Below are 15,120 nucleotides of genomic sequence, written 5' to 3'. Positions count from 1 at the left end.
CTCCCTTCGGTGGAACGGGGAGACGAAGTGAGCGAGATTCTTCGCTTCCAGGACTGGTCGGATCCGGTTCCGGCCGGTGACCGGGAGGTCGTGTCGCGGCTGCCCGAGGACGACGACGGCAGCCGACCGCCACTGCTGTTCGTACCGGGCATGGGCCATGACGGCTGGGCGTTCGCCGAACACTGGCTGGCGCACGCCGCCTCCCGGGGGTTCCCGGCGCACGCGGTCACCCCGCGCGCCGACGGTGACCTGCGCGCGCAGGCGCACGACGTGGTGCAGACGGCGGCCGCGCTGCCCCGCCAGACGGTGCTGATCGGCCACGGGACCGGCGGCCGGGTGGTGGCCCGCGCCTTGGGCCGTTATCCGGCTCGGGCGGCGGTCCTGGTGGCCCCGGTGCTGGACGGCTGGGCGGCACTCGGCTCGGCGCTGCGCGGCAACCCGGCCGGGACGGTGCCGGCGCTGTGGGGTGGCCGGCTGCGGTTCTCCGCACGCCAGCTCTTCGGCCCGGCTCTGCCGGCTGAGGAGGCGACGGCCCATCTGAAACGGATCGGGGCCCGGCCACGAGCCGAACTGTTCGGCCGGGACACCCTGCCGGCGCCGGTCGGTGACCCGCCCACGCTCGTGGTGGGCAGCCCGGACGACCGGGTGGTCCGGCGGCCTGCCCTGGACAAGGCGGCGGCCCGGTACGGCGGTGCCCCGCTGCTCTTTCCCGGCATGGGCCATTACCTGATGCTGGAGACGAGCTGGCAGGAACCGATCGACGCGATCCTGGACTGGCTGCAGAAACAACTACCGGCCTACTGAGCGCTGCCGGGGCGGCCGGCGGCGGGTCGGGGGAGTCCCCGGCAGGGCGCCGGCCAGCCGCCCGGTGTGATCCAGCGCGGACAGGTAAGCGCGGGCCCACGCCAGGATGTCGTGGTCGGCCAGGTGCCGCCGCATCGCCGACATCCGGGCGCCCAGGTCCGCGCGGTCGGCCTCCATGGCCCGCAGCAGGGTGTCCTTGAGACCGTCGACGTCGTGCGGGTTCACCAGGAACGCCTGCTCCAGTTCGGCGGCGGCCCCGGCGAACTCGCTGAGCACCAGCGCGCCGGCGCCGTCCTCGCGGGCCGCCACGAACTCCTTGGCGACCAGGTTCATCCCGTCCCGCAGCGGGGTCACCACCATCACGTCCGCGGTCTGGTAGAGGGCGGCCAGCTGGGACCGGGCGAACGGCTGGTTCAGGTAGTGGATCGCGGGCTCACCGACCCGGCCGAACTCCCCGTTGATCCGGCCGACCTCGGCCTCGATCCGGTCCTTCAGGTCCCGGTAGCTCTCCACCCGTTCCCGGCTGGGCACCGCCACCTGCACCATCACCGTGTCACGCACTTTCACATGACCGTCGCGGAGCAGTTCGCTGTACGCCGTGAGCCGGTGCTCGATGCCCTTGGTGTAGTCCAGCCGGTCGACACTGAGCAGGACCCGTTTCGGCGTACCCAAGCTGTTTCGCAGTTGCCTGGCCTGGCTGACCACGTCGGGCCGGGCGGCCAGCGCGCGCATCTCGGTGACGTCGATGGAGACCGGGAAGGCGCCGGTACGCACGGTCCGCCCGTCGACGTTTATCGCGTTGTCGTCCGACTCCGCGCCGAGGAGTTTGCGGGCCAGCTGGGCGACATTGTGGGCGGCCTGTTCCCGCTGGAAGCCGACCAGGTCCGCGCCGAGCATGCCGCGCAGCAGCTCGACCCGGCGGGGGAGTTGCATGTACAGCTCGGGCGGCGGGAACGGCACGTGCATGAAGAAGCCGATCAGCACGTCGGGCCGTAGTTCCCGGAGCATCCCGGGGACGAGCTGCAGGTGGTAGTCCTGCACCCAGACGGCGGCTCCGGGCTCGGCGACCTCGGCGGCGGCCTCGGCGAACCGGCGGTTGACCGTCCGGTACGTCTCCCACCAGCCCCGGTCGAACGTGGGCTGCTGCACCGCGTCGTGGTAGAGCGGCCACAGGGTCGAGTTGGCGAAACCCTCGTAGTAGCCGCGCAGCTCGTCCTCGGTCAGCGACACCGGCCGCAGGCGCAGACTGCCGATGTCGGGCAGCGCGGGTGCCGGGCCGACGCCACCGGCCCAGCCGACCCAGGTGGCCGGGGTCTGCTCCAGGATCGCGTGCAGGGCGCTGGCCAGCCCGCCCGGGCTGCGGCGCCACTCGCAGGCACCGTCGGGGGCGGCGCTGTCATCCAGCGGCAGGCGGTTGGCGATGACGACGAGCGAACTCTGACGCATCACCGTAGGTTATCGGTCGAACACCCACGCTTGTCTATACGACGGCACCGTCGTCGAATTCGTCGTCGTCATCGCCGGACCGCAGTCGCCACACCAGGGTGACGGCCCCGCCGACGATCGCGGCGAAACCCAGCACGGCGACCGTGAACGAGTCGATCGGCAGCACCTCGGGGAAGAGGAACAGCAGGAACCCGACCACGATGCTCAGGACGCCGATCACCGCGTACTTGGAGAAGTGGGGTAGGGGTGGGGGTGGGGGTGGGACGTATCGCTCGTCCTCGTCGTCCTCAGCGGGCAGGTCGGTGCCGAAGGTGTCGAGTCCGTAGAGGATCGACGGCTCCTCCTTCGGATCGCCGCGCCGCCGGTTGTGCGCCGGGTTCTCCTCGGTGACCGGGCGCGGCTCCTCCTGCCGGGAGCCGTCCTCAGCCGCCGGCCACGGCGGTTTCCCGGCCTCGACGGTGGTGTGGAACCCCGCGATGATCCGGGCCCACTCCTCGTCCACCTCGGCCTGCGGCTTCGGCGCGGGCGCCGGAACCGCCGGTGGAGTCGGCGGGATGCCGCCGGTCACCTTCTGCAGATGATCCTTGGCGGTCTCCAGATGCGCCCGGTCCACGAACAGCCGATCGATCGGCCGGGCCGGAAGCGTGGTCGCGCGCAGGATCGGATTGAGATCCGCCGTCGGCTGCAGATAAGCCGCGATCCCCCCGGCCGCCAGCACGTCGAGCAGATGCTCACCGATACGTGGATCCACATCCCCTGCCGCCGCGAAGTCGGCGGCGTCGAGCCCGTTGTCCCGCCGCCCGCGACGGGCGCCACCCGCTGTCACCGATGCACACCCCCTTGCCGACCGTGCCTTGAATGGTGACACGGCAGGACCCCGTTGCGGGAGTGCGTTGTGGCGTGCCGCCCCCGCTTCGTACGCTTCTGTCGCCCCGGACGCACGGTGGCCTCCGTCGAAAGGACGTCAGTGTTCTACTGGCTGCTCAAGTTGGTACTGCTCGGACCGCTCCTGAGACTGTTCTTCCGACCCAAGGTCGAGGGCCTGAAGAATGTTCCCCGATCCGGTCCGGTGATCCTCGCCTGCAACCATCTCTCGTTCTCCGACTCGATCTTCACCCCGCTGATCATGAAGCGGAAGGTGACCTTCGTCGCCAAAGCCGAATACTTCACCGGCAAGGGGATCAAGGGATGGCTCTCCCGGATGTTCTTCACCGGCGCCGGGACCATCCCGGTGGACCGTTCGGGTGGTGAGGCGGCCCAGGCGGCCCTGGACACCCTGCTGCGCGTCCTCCGGGAGGGCGACATCGCCGCGATCTATCCGGAGGGCACCCGCTCGCCCGACGGCCGGCTCTACCGCGGCAAGACCGGCGTCGCCCGGCTCGCCCTGGAGAGCGGCGCCCCGGTCGTCCCGGTGGCAATGCTCAACACCGACGAGATCCAGCCGACCGGCACCCTGATCCCGGCGGTCAAACGGGTCCGGATCCGGATCGGCACGCCGCTCGACTTCTCCCGGCATGCCGAGCAGCGCGGTGACCGCCTCGTCGAGAGAGCGATCACCGACGAGATCATGCACGAGATCAGGGCCCTGTCCGGCCGCGAATACGTCGACGTCTACGCCTCGTCGGTCAAGTAGCGACCCTCAGCCCTGCATCCCGGCGCGGCGCCGCAGCGCCTGCACATCGGTGACCACGATGCGCCGGCCCTCGGTGCGCAGCCAGCCCCGGCTCGCGAACGAGCCGATCGCCTGGTTGACGCTCTGCCGGGAACCGCCGGCCATCTCGGCGAGCTGACTCTGGTTCAGCTCGATGGTGATCATCGGCGCCTGGCTCTCACCGGAGAGCCGGACCAGGGTCTTGGCCACCCGGCCCGGCAGATCGAGGAACACGTGATCGGCGTTCTGCTCGGTCAGCCGCCGGATCAGGCCGCCGACCGAGCGCATCACCGCGTCCAGGATGCGCGGGTTGGAATGCACCAGCTCCATGAAGGCGACCCGGGACAGCGACAGCGCCTGCGAGTCCTCGATGGCCTCCGCTGAGGCACTGCGGGTCGACGCGTCCAGCAGGGACACCTCACCGAGCACGTCCGGTGGCCGGACCACGGTCAGCACCGCGCGCTCCCCGGTCGGCGCGGTCCGGAAGACCGCGACCGCGCCCCGTTTCATGATGATCAGGGAGTCACCCGGATCGTGTTCCACGAAGAGGATCTGGCCCTTGCGATAGTGACGTGGCACGGCTGCGGCGATGACCCGCTGGCGTACTTCCGGCTCGAGCCCGGCGAACATCTCCACGCCGGTTAGCGCGTCGCCGGGATCCGGCATGCGATGGTCCACGGCGTTGATCCCTCCCCCGGTGGGGACCGCGGTCGGACTCCGGTCTGCGTCGGCCCCATGACGCGAACGATCACTCTTAGCATGAAGCGCGCTCGCGGCGCCATTTAAGAAACGGACATCGAAGCACGCTCGGTACGATCATGTCCCTTCGGTAGCGTTCTGTAAACCGTCTATCTCACTGAGTGACTGTCGCCCATACTGTCCGTCGCTTTGGCGGCATCTGTCGAGATAATCCCGCGGTGCCGGATGATGAGTTTCTTCGATCGGTTCTGCGCGACCAATGGCATCTCGTTCCGTCCGAGATGACCGGTTTGCCGCTGGCCCTGATGTCATGCGGGTGGGACTTCACCGCGGGCGGCGCCCGATACGTGGCCCGGCTCGCCGAAAGTGCCGCCCGCCAACCCGTCGAAGCCGGACTCGCGGCCGCCCAGCACCTACTGGGCGCCCGCATCGACGCGGGCGCCCCGGTCCGCACCCTCGGCGGGGCGCTCACCGTGGTCGTACCGCAAGGGGTGCTCTCGGTCCTGCACCGCCTCCCCGGCCGCTTCCTGGACGGACGCGACCCCGTGGACCAGCAATGGTGGGGCGAGCGCCTCGGAGCCGTACACCGCGCCCTGCGGGGTTTCCGGCACGCCGGCCTGCGCCCCTGGCAACTACCCGACCCGGACGCCGCCCACCTCGACGCCGAACCCTGGCTGCGCCCCGCCGTCACCACCGCCGTCACCGCCGCCACCCGCCTCACCGTCACCGACCAGCTCACCTACGGCGTCCTGCACGGCGACCCGGCGCCCCAGGCGTTCGCGATCGACCCGGCGACCGGCCGCTCCGGGCCGCTGCACTGCGGAGCCAGCGGCACCGGACCGCTCGTCTACGACCTGGCCGCCGCGATCACCTACGCCGGCGGCCCGGAACGCGCCGGCGAACTCGTCTCCGGCTACCTCGGAGCCGGACCGGTCGGCGCCGACGAAGTCGAAGCGGCACTACCGGTCCTGCTGCGGTTGCGCTGGGCGGTACAGGCCGACCGGGCGGCCCGCTACGACTGCCCGCAAGGCCTCGACATGGCCAGGGTGGCCCTGGAGTCGATGGCCGGATAGCTGTAGGGGAAACTATCCAACGATGGTTTATCGCTATTTTTATGACTGTGAATTCATCGAGGACGGGCGCATCGTCGACCTGGTCTCGATCGGTGTCGTCGACGAGTTCGGCCGCGAGTTCTACGCGGTCAGCACCGAGTTCGACGACTCACGAGCCGTGCCCTGGGTGCGGCGCAACGTCCTCGACAAACTGCCCTCACCCGCCGACAAGTCCTGGCGCAGCCGGGAACAGATCCGGCAGGACCTGTACGAGTTCCTCACCGAACCGGTCCGCGGGCGCAGCGAACAGATGGAACTCTGGGCGTGGTACGCGGCCTACGACCACGTCGCCCTCGCCCAACTGTGGGGCGCCATGCCGGCGCTGCCCCGGGAGATCCCCCGGTTCACCAAGGACCTGCGCCAGCGCTGGGACGACCTGGGCCGCCCCCACCTGCCCGAGATGGCCGGCCGGCACGACGCCCTCGTCGACGCCAAGCACAACCTGGCCCGCTGGAACACGATGACCGCAAAAGCCTGATGAATCGGCGCGAGCCTGCCGAACCTGCGTGAGGTAACCCCACACGCAGCCACGGAAGGCACCGCAATGAAGAGCGCCGTCGTCGATCGGCCCCTGTCCACCGAGAAGGACACGGGCCGCTGGTGGGCCCTCGTCGTCCTGGCGCTCGCCCAGCTCATGGTGGTGCTCGACGCCACGATCGTGAACATCGCCCTGCCCACCGCCCAAGCCGAACTCCGGTTCGACGACTTCGGCCGGCAATGGGTGGTCACCGGATACGCCCTCGCCTTCGGCAGCCTGCTCCTGCTCGGCGGCCGGCTCTCCGACTTCTTCGGCCGCAAACGAATGTTCGTCATCGGCCTGATCGGCTTCGCGCTCGCCTCAGCGCTCGGCGGCGCCGCCCAGAACCTCGAAATGCTGATCTTCGCCCGCGCCCTCCAAGGTGCCTTCGGCGCCGCCCTCGCCCCGGCCGCACTGTCCCTGCTGTCCACCACGTTCACCGAACCGGCCGAACGCGGCAAGGCGTTCGGCATCTTCGGCGCCATCTCCGGCGCCGGCGGCGGCATCGGCCTGCTCCTCGGCGGCGTCCTCACCGAATACGTCTCCTGGCGCTGGTGCCTCTACGTCAACCTGCTGATCGCCGCGATCGCCGTCGCCGGAGCGTTCGCCAAACTCTCCGACGAGCCGGTCCGCGCCACCGGCAAGATCGACATCCCCGGCACGATCACCGCCGTCACCGGCCTGGTCGCCCTGGTCTACGGCCTGGGCAACGCCGAAACCGACGGCTGGACCGACGCGATGACCCTCGGCCCGATCGCGGCCGGCCTGATCCTGCTGATCGCCTTCATCGCCATCGAACGCCACGCCGCCCACCCGCTGCTGCCGATGCGCGTCGTCCTGGACCGCAACCGCGGCGGCTCCTACGCCTCCATCGCGATCGCCGGCGCCGGCATGTTCGGCATCTTCCTCTTCCTCACCTACTACCTGCGCGGCACACTCGGATTCACCCCGATCCAGACCGGCCTGGCGTTCCTGCCGATGCTCGGCTCGGTCATGCTGACCGCCACCACCGCCGGCTCGATGCTCGCCCCGAGGATCGGCCCGCGCCCGCTGGTCCCGGTCGGCGCCCTGATGGCCGCCGGCGGCATGACGTTCCTGACCCGGCTCCAGCTCGACTCGACCTACGTCACCGGAGTCCTGCCCGGGCTGATCATCATCGGTCTCGGCCTCGGCCTGGTCTTCGCACCCACCCAGAACGCCGCCACCGCGGGCGTCTCCCCCGACGACGCCGGCGTAGCCTCCGCCATGATCAACACGGTGCAGCAGATCGGCGGCTCCATCGGTACCGCCCTGCTCAGCTCCTTCGCCGCCAGCGCGGCTGAGGACTACGCGGTGGGACGCACACCCTCCCCGGCGACCCAGGCCCAGGCCGCGCTGGAGAGCTACCACACCGTCTTCTGGTGGTCGGCCGGCTTCTTCGTCCTCGCCGCGGTGGTCGGTGCACTCCTGTTCCGCACCGGCCCGCTGGCCGTAGACCCCGACGCTCCACGGGCAATGGCCCACTGACCGCCACTCCCACCGGCCCGGCCGATCCTTTTCGGCCGGGTTCCTTCTTTTCTGGTACGAGCCACCATCCCCCAACCGCACCGGGACTTCCCGTGGCGATCCCCGCGACGCACCCCCGGTGCAAGACCGACCCGCGCCCACCGGGCCGAATGCGCCCCCACCCCACCCATCCCGTTCACCCCCTCACTCCACTCCTTCCTCGCCTTCGGCTAGCCGTAGCTCAGGCCTGTAATCCGGCTAACCGGTGGGTCACAGGGCCAGTAGGGAAGGGGTGAAATTCGGCTAGCCGTAGCTCAGCGATGTTCTGGCGGTCCATAACGTGTCTGAGCTACGGCTCGTGCTGCCCGGCCGTAGTTCAGACCTGTTATCCAGCCCCATAAGACATCTGAGCTACGGCTAGCCGTAGCTCAGATGGAGGTGGGCCGGTGACCTACTGGCTGGGCGTGCGAGTGGATGGCCGGGCCGGCGGTTGTGCTGGCGGGGGACTGGGGGCTCGGTGGGGAGGGTGGGGAGTTAGCTCAGGTGGAGGCCGTGGTTGTAGTGGAACAAGGGGTTGGGGGTGTCGTTGGGGACGTCCTCGCGGGAGGCTTTCACCTCGGCCATCGAGGACGGCAGCTGGAACGGGAGGGTTCCGGTGGCGGGGGAGCGCCCGAACAGGACGTCCAGCAACGCCTCGTCGGAGGAGCCGAAACTGCCGGTCAGCGCGGCCGCCTTACCTGACAGCGGGGTGAGGACGGCCGGCCGGTCCAGCCACACGTCGACGACGGTCGGCAGGGCCGCGCTCAACTCCAGAACGGGGGCGAGTTCCTCGGCGGTCCAGTCCAAGCGGCCGGCGTGGAAGAACGCCTCGAAGCCGCCGCCGCGCGGGTCGAACGGTGCGGCCCGCCGCACGATCGCCACGTCGGCCAGGGCCGGGTCGTCGACGACTTTGGCGTATCCGGCGGCCACGTAGGGGTCGACGCCGTCCAGGTAGACGGTGATGCCTTCGGTGAGCGGCAGGGTCTCCCGGTTGTCGAGTACCACGATCGAGCGGCGCTGGGCGTCGAGCCCGGCCGCGCGGAAGGCGGGCTGCCCGGCGATGTGGGCGGCCGCGGCCGGGTCGACGTAGCGGCGTTCGTCGAAGAGCCCGAGGGTGAATTTGTCGCGCAGGATTCGGCGTACCGAGACGTCGATCCGATCTTCGCTGATCCGGCCGTCGGCGACCAGGTCGAGGATCAGTTCGGGGCAGTGTTCGCCGCCGAGCTGGTCGGCGCCGGCGTCGAGGATGCGCTGGATGCGGGTGTGCCGGTCGAGGTGTTCGACTCCCCAGGCGCGGGCTGGCATGTCGGAACCCATGATGACCGCGTCGGTGACCAGGCCCCAGTCGGTGCAGACGACGCCGTCGAAGCCGTACCGCTGTCGCAGCAGGCCTTCGATGACACCCTTGTTGAAATTGAACCCGACTTCCTCGTACGAGGTGCCGACGGGCATCCCGTAGTAGGGCATGACCTGCGCGACTCCGGCGTCGAAGGCGGCTTCGAACGGCTTGAGGTGGTAGTCCCACATGCCGCCGGGGTAGACCTGCTCGCGCCCGTAGTGGAAGTGCGCGTCCTCGCCGTTCATCTGCGGGCCGGCGCCGGGGAAGTGTTTGACCATCGCGGCGACGCTGTCCGGGCCGAGGGTGTCGCCCTGCAGGCCGAGCACGTATTCGCGGATCATCGCGGACACCATGTCGGCGTCCGAGCCGAGGGTGCCGTTGCCGCGGGCCCAGCGTGGTTCGGTGGCGAGGTCGGCCATCGGGTGCAGGGCCACCCGGATGCCGGTGGCGAGGTATTCCTGGCGGACCACGTCGGCGAACAGACGTACCAGCGCCGGGTCTTTGGTCGCACCCAGCCCGATCGGCTCGGGCCACGCGGAGAAGCCGCCGGCTGACGCGGACGTCGCGGGGTTGTCGATCACACCGTGCCGGGGGTCGGTGGAGACGGTGACCGGGATGCCGTTGCCGACGCTCGCGGCCAGTTCCTGGATCCGGTTGTGCCACTGCGCCAGCTGCTGCGGCGGGACCGGGGCGAACGTCAGGATGTTGACGTGGTTGATCAGTTTGCCGGCGATCAGTTCCCGCGCGGACGGGATCATCGCGTCGCCGTCGGCGAGGGTGCCGTCCGGGTTGACGCCGATCATCGTGTGGAACATCAGGCCCGCCTTCTCCGCCAAGGTGAGGCGGTTCAGCAGATCGGTGACGCGTTCCTCGATCGGAAGAGCGGAGTTCTGAAACGGGTGCATCGGGTTCTCCAGAAGAAAAGGATCAACGGGCGCCGCGGACCATCCGGACCAGCAGTGATCCGGCGAGGGCCACCACCGCGCCGCACAGGAACAGCAGGCTGTAGTTGGAGTTGTCGCTGCTGCCGATGGCGAGGATCGGGGAGGCCAGGATCGGCACCAGCGACTGCGGCAGGGCGTTGGCGATGTTGAGTACGCCCATGTCCTTGGCGGCGTCGTCCGGGTCGGGCAGCACGTCGGTGGCGAGCGCCAGGTCGACGGCGAGGTAGACACCTTGGCCGACGCCGTAGATCAGGGACGCGGCGAGGAAGACCGGGAAGCTGCCGGCGAACGCGATGAGCGCGAGCGAGACGGCGAGGACGAGGCCGGCGCCGAGGACGAACGGCTTGCGCCGGCCGAGCCGGTCGGAGAGGGTGCCGCCGACCGACGAGCCGACGACCAGTCCGGCGGTGCTGACCAGGGTGGCGATCAGGATGCCGCCGGCGACGGTGTCGGTGGTGTAGCCGAACCGGTCGATCAGCAGGTACGCCTGGTAGGTGGTGACCGAGGCCAGGCCCATCCAGATCAGGAAGCGGCTGACGATGTTCCAGACGAAGTCCGGGTGCCGGCGCGGGTCGACGTAGAAGGTGTTCAGGAACTCCTTGAACCGGTAGGGCGCGAAGTGGCCCTTCTCGGCCGGCCGGTCCTTGAGGACGGCCACCAGCAGTGCCACGGTGGCGATGCCGATCACGGCCGGGACCGCGAACATCAGCAGGGTGTGGCCGGCGAGGACAGCGGCCAGGGCGGTGCCGCCGAGGATCGCGGCCGACGTCATCAGGCCGAGGATGCCGCTGACCTTGGCGCGCTGCCGGGCCGGGATCTGGTCGGGCAGCAGCGCGAACAGGGTGGCGAGGGTGGCGTTGACCCCGAGTTGGGCGAGTGCCCAGCCGGCGGTCAGGACTGCGATGGTGGTGCCGGTCGCGACGATCAGCAGACCCGCGAAGCCGAGCAGCATGCCGCCGATCAGCCAGGGGCGGCGGCGGCCGAACCGGGAGGTGGTGCGGTCGGACATGGCGCCGAAGAACGGGTTGCCGATCAGGGCGAGGACGGCGCCGACAGACAGGACGGTGCCGAGCGCGGCGGCCTTACCGTCCGGGGCGATCTGCGCGACCCGGATCGAGAGGGTGACGATGACCGGGGTGAGGATCGTCAGGTAGGTGCCGAACATGGCCAGGGCCATCGCGGCGATGAGTTTGGTGGGCGCGTTCGGCACGTCCGGGACGGTGGCCGGCGGGCGGGATTCGACAGTCGTCATCGCACACCTCGGAGAAGAGGAAACGGGAGAGCACCCGTGTTTTGTTAACGCCTTGTTTCTGAAGGTATCGAGTTGATTAGCGCCGAACCAGAGCCTAAAAGGCCTGCTCACAGCTTTGATTCGACTGTGTCTCGCGTTTTCGGTGCCCGATTTAATTGGATCTGGGTGTGACGGCAGTCGCAGTTCTCCGGTAATTAGGTCCAGTTCCGGCAAAACTGGGGCCATGTCGGGGCGTCGAGTACACGTGGTGCGCCGTGACCTGCTGCTGGCGGCGGTCCGGGAGGCGGGCCGGATCAGCCGCGCCGAGCTGGGGCGCCGCACCGGCATGGCCCGGATGACCGTCACCGGCCTCGTCACCGAACTGCTCGCCGCCGGCCTGCTCGCCGAACAGGAGGCGGCCGCCGACGGCGGCCGGGCCGGGCGCCCGGCCCGGTCATTGACTCTGGGCCCGGCGGCGGGTGGAGTGGTGGGCGCGCTCGTCACCACCGATGGCGTACGGGTGGCAGCGGCCGATCTGACCGGAGCCGTCCGCGCCGAACGCCATGACCCGGACACCGGCCTCGACACCCTCGCCGCCCTGATCGCCGAGTGCGAGGCCGAAGCCGGCGGCCGCACCTGGGCGACCGTGGCCGGATTCGCCACCGCGCCCACCGCCGACCCGCAGCAGTATCTCGGCCGGCGGATCATCGTGCGGACCGTCGCTGAACTGAGCCTGCTCGGTGAGGTCGGCTACGGGGTCGCCACCGGCCAGAGCGACGTCTGCTACCTGCGTATCGGCACCGGCATCGACTGTGGCCTGCTCCTCGGCGGGGTGCTGCACCACGGGGCCACCGGCGCGGCCGGGCAGATCGGGCACGTGCAGATGGACGAGATCGGGCCGTTCTGCCGCTGCGGCCACCGTGGCTGTCTGGAGACCATCGCCTCCACTCCGGCCGTTCTCGCCGCCGTGGAGACCCCCTACGGCGGTGCCGTCGCCGGGCGGCCACGGATCACCGCTGCCCGGGCTGTGGCGCTCGCCCGGCACGACGCCGCCGCCGAACGGGTCCTCGCCGACGCGGGCCGCATGATCGGCCGGGTCGTCGCCGACCTGGCCAACACGATCAACCCGGGGCTGGTGGTGCTCGACGGGCCTCTCGTCGAACCGGACGGGCCGATCGTCACCGCCGTGCGGGAGACGGTCCAGCGGTACGCCCAGCCCGAAGTGGCCGCCTCCACCGGGATCCTGGTGGGGACGCTCGGATCCCGGGCCGGGCTGTTGGGGGCGCTGTTCGCCGGGCTGCGGGCCACGCCGGCCGGGCGGGGTAGCCGTACCCTCGCCCGGTCCGTGGTCTCACCCGTCTCGCTCGCCTCACCGGAACCGGCCCCGTCCGCCCCGGCCACCTCGGTCGCCGCTCCGATGGTCGCCGCTCCGATGGTCGCCGTCCCGGTCGTCACCGTCTCGCCGGGGGAACGGGAACGGGCCGTGCGGCGGGAGATCCTCGTCGAGGCGCTGCGCGAGAGCGGGCCGACCGCCCGCAGCGACCTGGTGAAGGCGACCCTGCTGCCACGGCCGGCCGTGTACGAGCTGCTCGCCGGCCTGGTCCACGACGGCATCGCCGAGCGGTGCGCCCCGGCCGAGACCCGCGCCGGCCGCCCGTCGCCGTACTTCCGCCTGGCCACGTCCTCGGCGCTGCGAACCGGCATCGAGATCGGCGGGTCCGGGGTCCGGGTGATCGTCGCGGACGGCGCCGGACAGGTCAGGTATTCCGGATTCATGCCGTCGGTGCTCTCCGGTGACGCCCGCCCCCTGATGCGGGCCGCCGCCGGGTTCGTCCTGGACCTGCTCCGGGAACACGGCGACCGGCCCGGCCCGGACACCCGTTTCGCGGTGAGCGTCCCGGCCCCGGTACACCCGGTGACCGGCCGGTTCGGGGAGCGCAGTGTGCTCCCGATGTTCTCCGGCTATTCGCCGGGTGACGACATCGCGGCGGTCCTCGGCCGGCCGGTCCAGGTGATCAACAACGGTCACCTGGCGGCTCTGGCCGAGACCCGCCGGGGTGCCGCCCTCGGTGCCCGGGACGTGCTCTACCTCAGCGCCGACCAGTACGCCGGGGCCGGCCTGATCACCGGCGGCCGGCTGCATCCCGGCGCCATCGGGTACGCGGGCGAGGTCGGCCACCTCAACGTCCGTGAAGTCGGCCCGTTCTGTATCTGCGGGCGCCGGGGCTGCCTGACCCCGTTCCTCTCACCGGCCTACTTCGCCGCCCTGCACGACCGGCTGCCCGGCGACGGTCCGCCCACCGAGGAGCGCCTGCTCGCACTGGCCGCCGCCGGTGACCGGCCGGTCCAGCGCGCCCTGCTCGACGCGGGCCGGCTGATCGGGCGGACCGCCACCCCGCTCGTCACGGTGTTCAACCCGGCCGTGGTCGTGGTCGGCGGGCGTTTCACCGAACCGGGCACCTTCGTGGTCGACGGTGTCCGGGAATCCCTGCTGCGGCACTGCTCCCCGGCCGCCGCGGCCGCGCTCACCGTGGTCCCGGCCACGCTGGGGCGCGACGCCGAGGCCCTCGGCGCGATCGAGTCGTTGTCGTGACGTGACCGGAACGAAACGGTTCGGTATCAACGGGTCGCCTTCGACCGGCTCAGAGACGGCGGCTACAGTTCGGGTGCGGCCCGCCCCGGGCCCCGGCAACGCTGCCGACGAGATCGTCAACCTGGGGCCTGACGGGCTATCCGCATCTCGCAACCCGATCCAGGGGGAACAACAATGCGTATCGGCGTGCTCACCGGTGGCGGCGACTGCCCCGGTCTCAACGCGGTCATCCGTGCCGTCGTCCGTAAGGGCGTGTCCGCTTACGGTCACGAGTTCGTCGGGTTCCGTGACGGCTGGAAGGGCCCGCTCGAGGGTCTGACCAAGCCGCTCGGCATCGCCGAGGTTCGTGGCATCCTGCCCCGCGGCGGCACCATCCTCGGCTCTTCCCGCACCAACCCGTTCAAGATCGAGAACGGTGTCGAGCGGATCAAGGCGAACCTGATCGAGCAGGGTGTCGACGCTCTCGTGGCGATCGGCGGCGAGGACACCCTCGGCGTCGCCACCAAGCTGCACGACCTCGGCGTCAACGTGGTCGGCGTGCCGAAGACCATCGACAACGACCTCAACGGCACCGACTACACCTTCGGCTTCGACACCGCGGTCAACATCGCGATGGAGGCCATCGACCGGCTGCACACCACCGCCGAGTCGCACCACCGCACCCTCGTCGTCGAGGTCATGGGCCGCCACGCCGGCTGGATCGCGCTGCACGCCGGCCTCGCCGGTGGCGCCAACGTCATCCTGCTGCCGGAGCGCCAGTTCGACGTCGAGCAGGTCGCGACGTACGTGACCAAGCGCTTCCAGGTCGAGTACGCCCCGATCGTCGTCGTCGCCGAGGGCGCTCAGCCCCTCGACGGCCAGATGGTGCTGCACAACCAGGAGCTCGACAATTTCGGCCACGTCCGCCTCGGCGGCATCGGCCAGTGGCTCGCCCAGCAGCTCGAGGAGAAGACCGGCAAGGAGGCCCGTACGGTCGTCCTCGGTCACATCCAGCGTGGTGGCACCCCCACCGCGTTCGACCGGGTCCTCTCCACCCGCTTCGGCCTGCAGGCGATCGACGCCGTGCACGAGGGCGACTTCGGCAAGATGGTGGCACTGAAGGGCACCGACATCGTCCGGATCCCCCTGATCGAGGGCACCGGCGAGCTGAAGACCGTTCCGATCGAGCGGTACGAAGAGGCCGAAGTCTTCTTCGGAAGCTGATCGTTCTAACGTCGAAGGCGCCGGTTCCCGCTTCGGGAGCCGGCGCCTTCTCTGTGT

At 70.3% G+C, this 15,120-nt stretch carries 12 protein-coding genes; 7 read left to right on the top strand and 5 right to left on the bottom strand.

Annotated elements, in window-relative coordinates; all coding sequences use genetic code 11:
• The first annotated feature begins 27 nt into the window (after nt 1-27).
• Nucleotides 28-804: an alpha/beta hydrolase gene (locus BLU81_RS25310; protein ID WP_092546952.1), complete on the top strand. Its 777-nt coding sequence runs from the start codon at nt 28-30 to the stop codon at nt 802-804.
• Here BLU81_RS25310 and BLU81_RS25305 read toward each other — a convergent pair.
• The gene (locus tag BLU81_RS25305; RefSeq protein WP_092546951.1) at nt 790-2,250 is read right to left on the bottom strand and encodes an alpha,alpha-trehalose-phosphate synthase (UDP-forming); all 1,461 of its coding nucleotides are present in this window, start codon (nt 2,248-2,250) and stop codon (nt 790-792) included. The two genes, BLU81_RS25310 and BLU81_RS25305, sit on opposite strands and share 15 nt — an antisense overlap.
• 34 nt (nt 2,251-2,284) lie before the next feature.
• Complete coding sequence (locus BLU81_RS25300) at nt 2,285-3,076, bottom strand: DUF308 domain-containing protein (RefSeq protein ID WP_092546950.1); 792 nt, start codon at nt 3,074-3,076, stop codon at nt 2,285-2,287.
• 141 nt (nt 3,077-3,217) lie between these two features.
• On the opposite strand from BLU81_RS25300, the gene BLU81_RS25295 reads away from it, so the two are divergent.
• Nucleotides 3,218-3,883 (top strand): lysophospholipid acyltransferase family protein, encoded by a 666-nt coding sequence (locus BLU81_RS25295; protein WP_092546949.1) that lies wholly within the window; start codon nt 3,218-3,220, stop codon nt 3,881-3,883.
• A 6-nt stretch (nt 3,884-3,889) separates the two neighbouring features.
• On the opposite strand, the gene BLU81_RS25290 is transcribed toward BLU81_RS25295, so the two are convergent.
• Nucleotides 3,890-4,567: a Crp/Fnr family transcriptional regulator gene (locus BLU81_RS25290; protein ID WP_373873304.1), complete on the bottom strand. Its 678-nt coding sequence runs from the start codon at nt 4,565-4,567 to the stop codon at nt 3,890-3,892.
• A gap of 251 nt (nt 4,568-4,818) precedes the next feature.
• Between BLU81_RS25290 and BLU81_RS25285 the strand changes: the two genes are divergently transcribed.
• The 3 genes from BLU81_RS25285 to BLU81_RS25275 all read left to right on the top strand — a co-directional run bounded on the left by BLU81_RS25285 (nt 4,819) and on the right by BLU81_RS25275 (nt 7,735).
• Nucleotides 4,819-5,673, top strand: a complete 855-nt coding sequence (locus tag BLU81_RS25285; RefSeq protein ID WP_092546947.1) for a phosphotransferase enzyme family protein — start codon at nt 4,819-4,821, stop codon at nt 5,671-5,673.
• A 22-nt stretch (nt 5,674-5,695) separates the two neighbouring features.
• Nucleotides 5,696-6,190 (top strand): polyadenylate-specific 3'-exoribonuclease AS, encoded by a 495-nt coding sequence (locus tag BLU81_RS25280; protein ID WP_092546946.1) that lies wholly within the window; start codon nt 5,696-5,698, stop codon nt 6,188-6,190.
• Nucleotides 6,191-6,256: 66 nt separating this feature from the next.
• Nucleotides 6,257-7,735 carry a DHA2 family efflux MFS transporter permease subunit gene (locus BLU81_RS25275; RefSeq protein ID WP_092546945.1) on the top strand — a complete coding sequence of 493 codons (1,479 nt, stop codon included), beginning with the start codon at nt 6,257-6,259 and terminating at the stop codon, nt 7,733-7,735.
• 513 nt (nt 7,736-8,248) lie between these two features.
• Here BLU81_RS25275 and BLU81_RS25270 read toward each other — a convergent pair.
• A complete protein-coding gene (locus BLU81_RS25270) occupies nt 8,249-9,997 on the bottom strand; it encodes a glycoside hydrolase family 3 protein (RefSeq protein ID WP_092546944.1) in 1,749 nt (582 codons plus the stop codon).
• 22 nt (nt 9,998-10,019) lie between these two features.
• Nucleotides 10,020-11,288 carry an MFS transporter gene (locus BLU81_RS25265; protein WP_092546943.1) on the bottom strand — a complete coding sequence of 423 codons (1,269 nt, stop codon included), beginning with the start codon at nt 11,286-11,288 and terminating at the stop codon, nt 10,020-10,022.
• Between the two features lie 223 nt (nt 11,289-11,511).
• Between BLU81_RS25265 and BLU81_RS25260 the strand changes: the two genes are divergently transcribed.
• Entirely contained in the window at nt 11,512-13,860 is a 2,349-nt protein-coding gene (locus BLU81_RS25260) for an ROK family transcriptional regulator (RefSeq protein ID WP_092546942.1), read from the top strand.
• A gap of 174 nt (nt 13,861-14,034) precedes the next feature.
• The gene (locus tag BLU81_RS25255) at nt 14,035-15,063 is read left to right on the top strand and encodes a 6-phosphofructokinase (RefSeq protein WP_092546941.1); all 1,029 of its coding nucleotides are present in this window, start codon (nt 14,035-14,037) and stop codon (nt 15,061-15,063) included.
• Nucleotides 15,064-15,120 lie beyond the last annotated feature (57 nt).

The organism is Actinoplanes derwentensis (assembly GCF_900104725.1).
In the GTDB taxonomy this organism is placed as follows: domain Bacteria; phylum Actinomycetota; class Actinomycetes; order Mycobacteriales; family Micromonosporaceae; genus Actinoplanes; species Actinoplanes derwentensis.
Note: the sequence above shows the minus strand (reverse complement) of the source record. Positions and strands in the feature narration are given on the sequence as shown.

Coding starts and splice junctions, on each gene's coding strand:
- BLU81_RS25265 (WP_092546943.1), bottom strand. CDS start 11,288: ATGACGACTGTCGAATCCCGCCCGCCGGCCACCGTCCCGGACGTGCCG.
- BLU81_RS25255 (WP_092546941.1), top strand. CDS start 14,035: ATGCGTATCGGCGTGCTCACCGGTGGCGGCGACTGCCCCGGTCTCAAC.
- BLU81_RS25270 (WP_092546944.1), bottom strand. CDS start 9,997: ATGCACCCGTTTCAGAACTCCGCTCTTCCGATCGAGGAACGCGTCACC.
- BLU81_RS25280 (WP_092546946.1), top strand. CDS start 5,696: ATGGTTTATCGCTATTTTTATGACTGTGAATTCATCGAGGACGGGCGC.
- BLU81_RS25305 (WP_092546951.1), bottom strand. CDS start 2,250: ATGCGTCAGAGTTCGCTCGTCGTCATCGCCAACCGCCTGCCGCTGGAT.
- BLU81_RS25260 (WP_092546942.1), top strand. CDS start 11,512: ATGTCGGGGCGTCGAGTACACGTGGTGCGCCGTGACCTGCTGCTGGCG.
- BLU81_RS25290 (WP_373873304.1), bottom strand. CDS start 4,567: ATGCCGGATCCCGGCGACGCGCTAACCGGCGTGGAGATGTTCGCCGGG.
- BLU81_RS25275 (WP_092546945.1), top strand. CDS start 6,257: ATGAAGAGCGCCGTCGTCGATCGGCCCCTGTCCACCGAGAAGGACACG.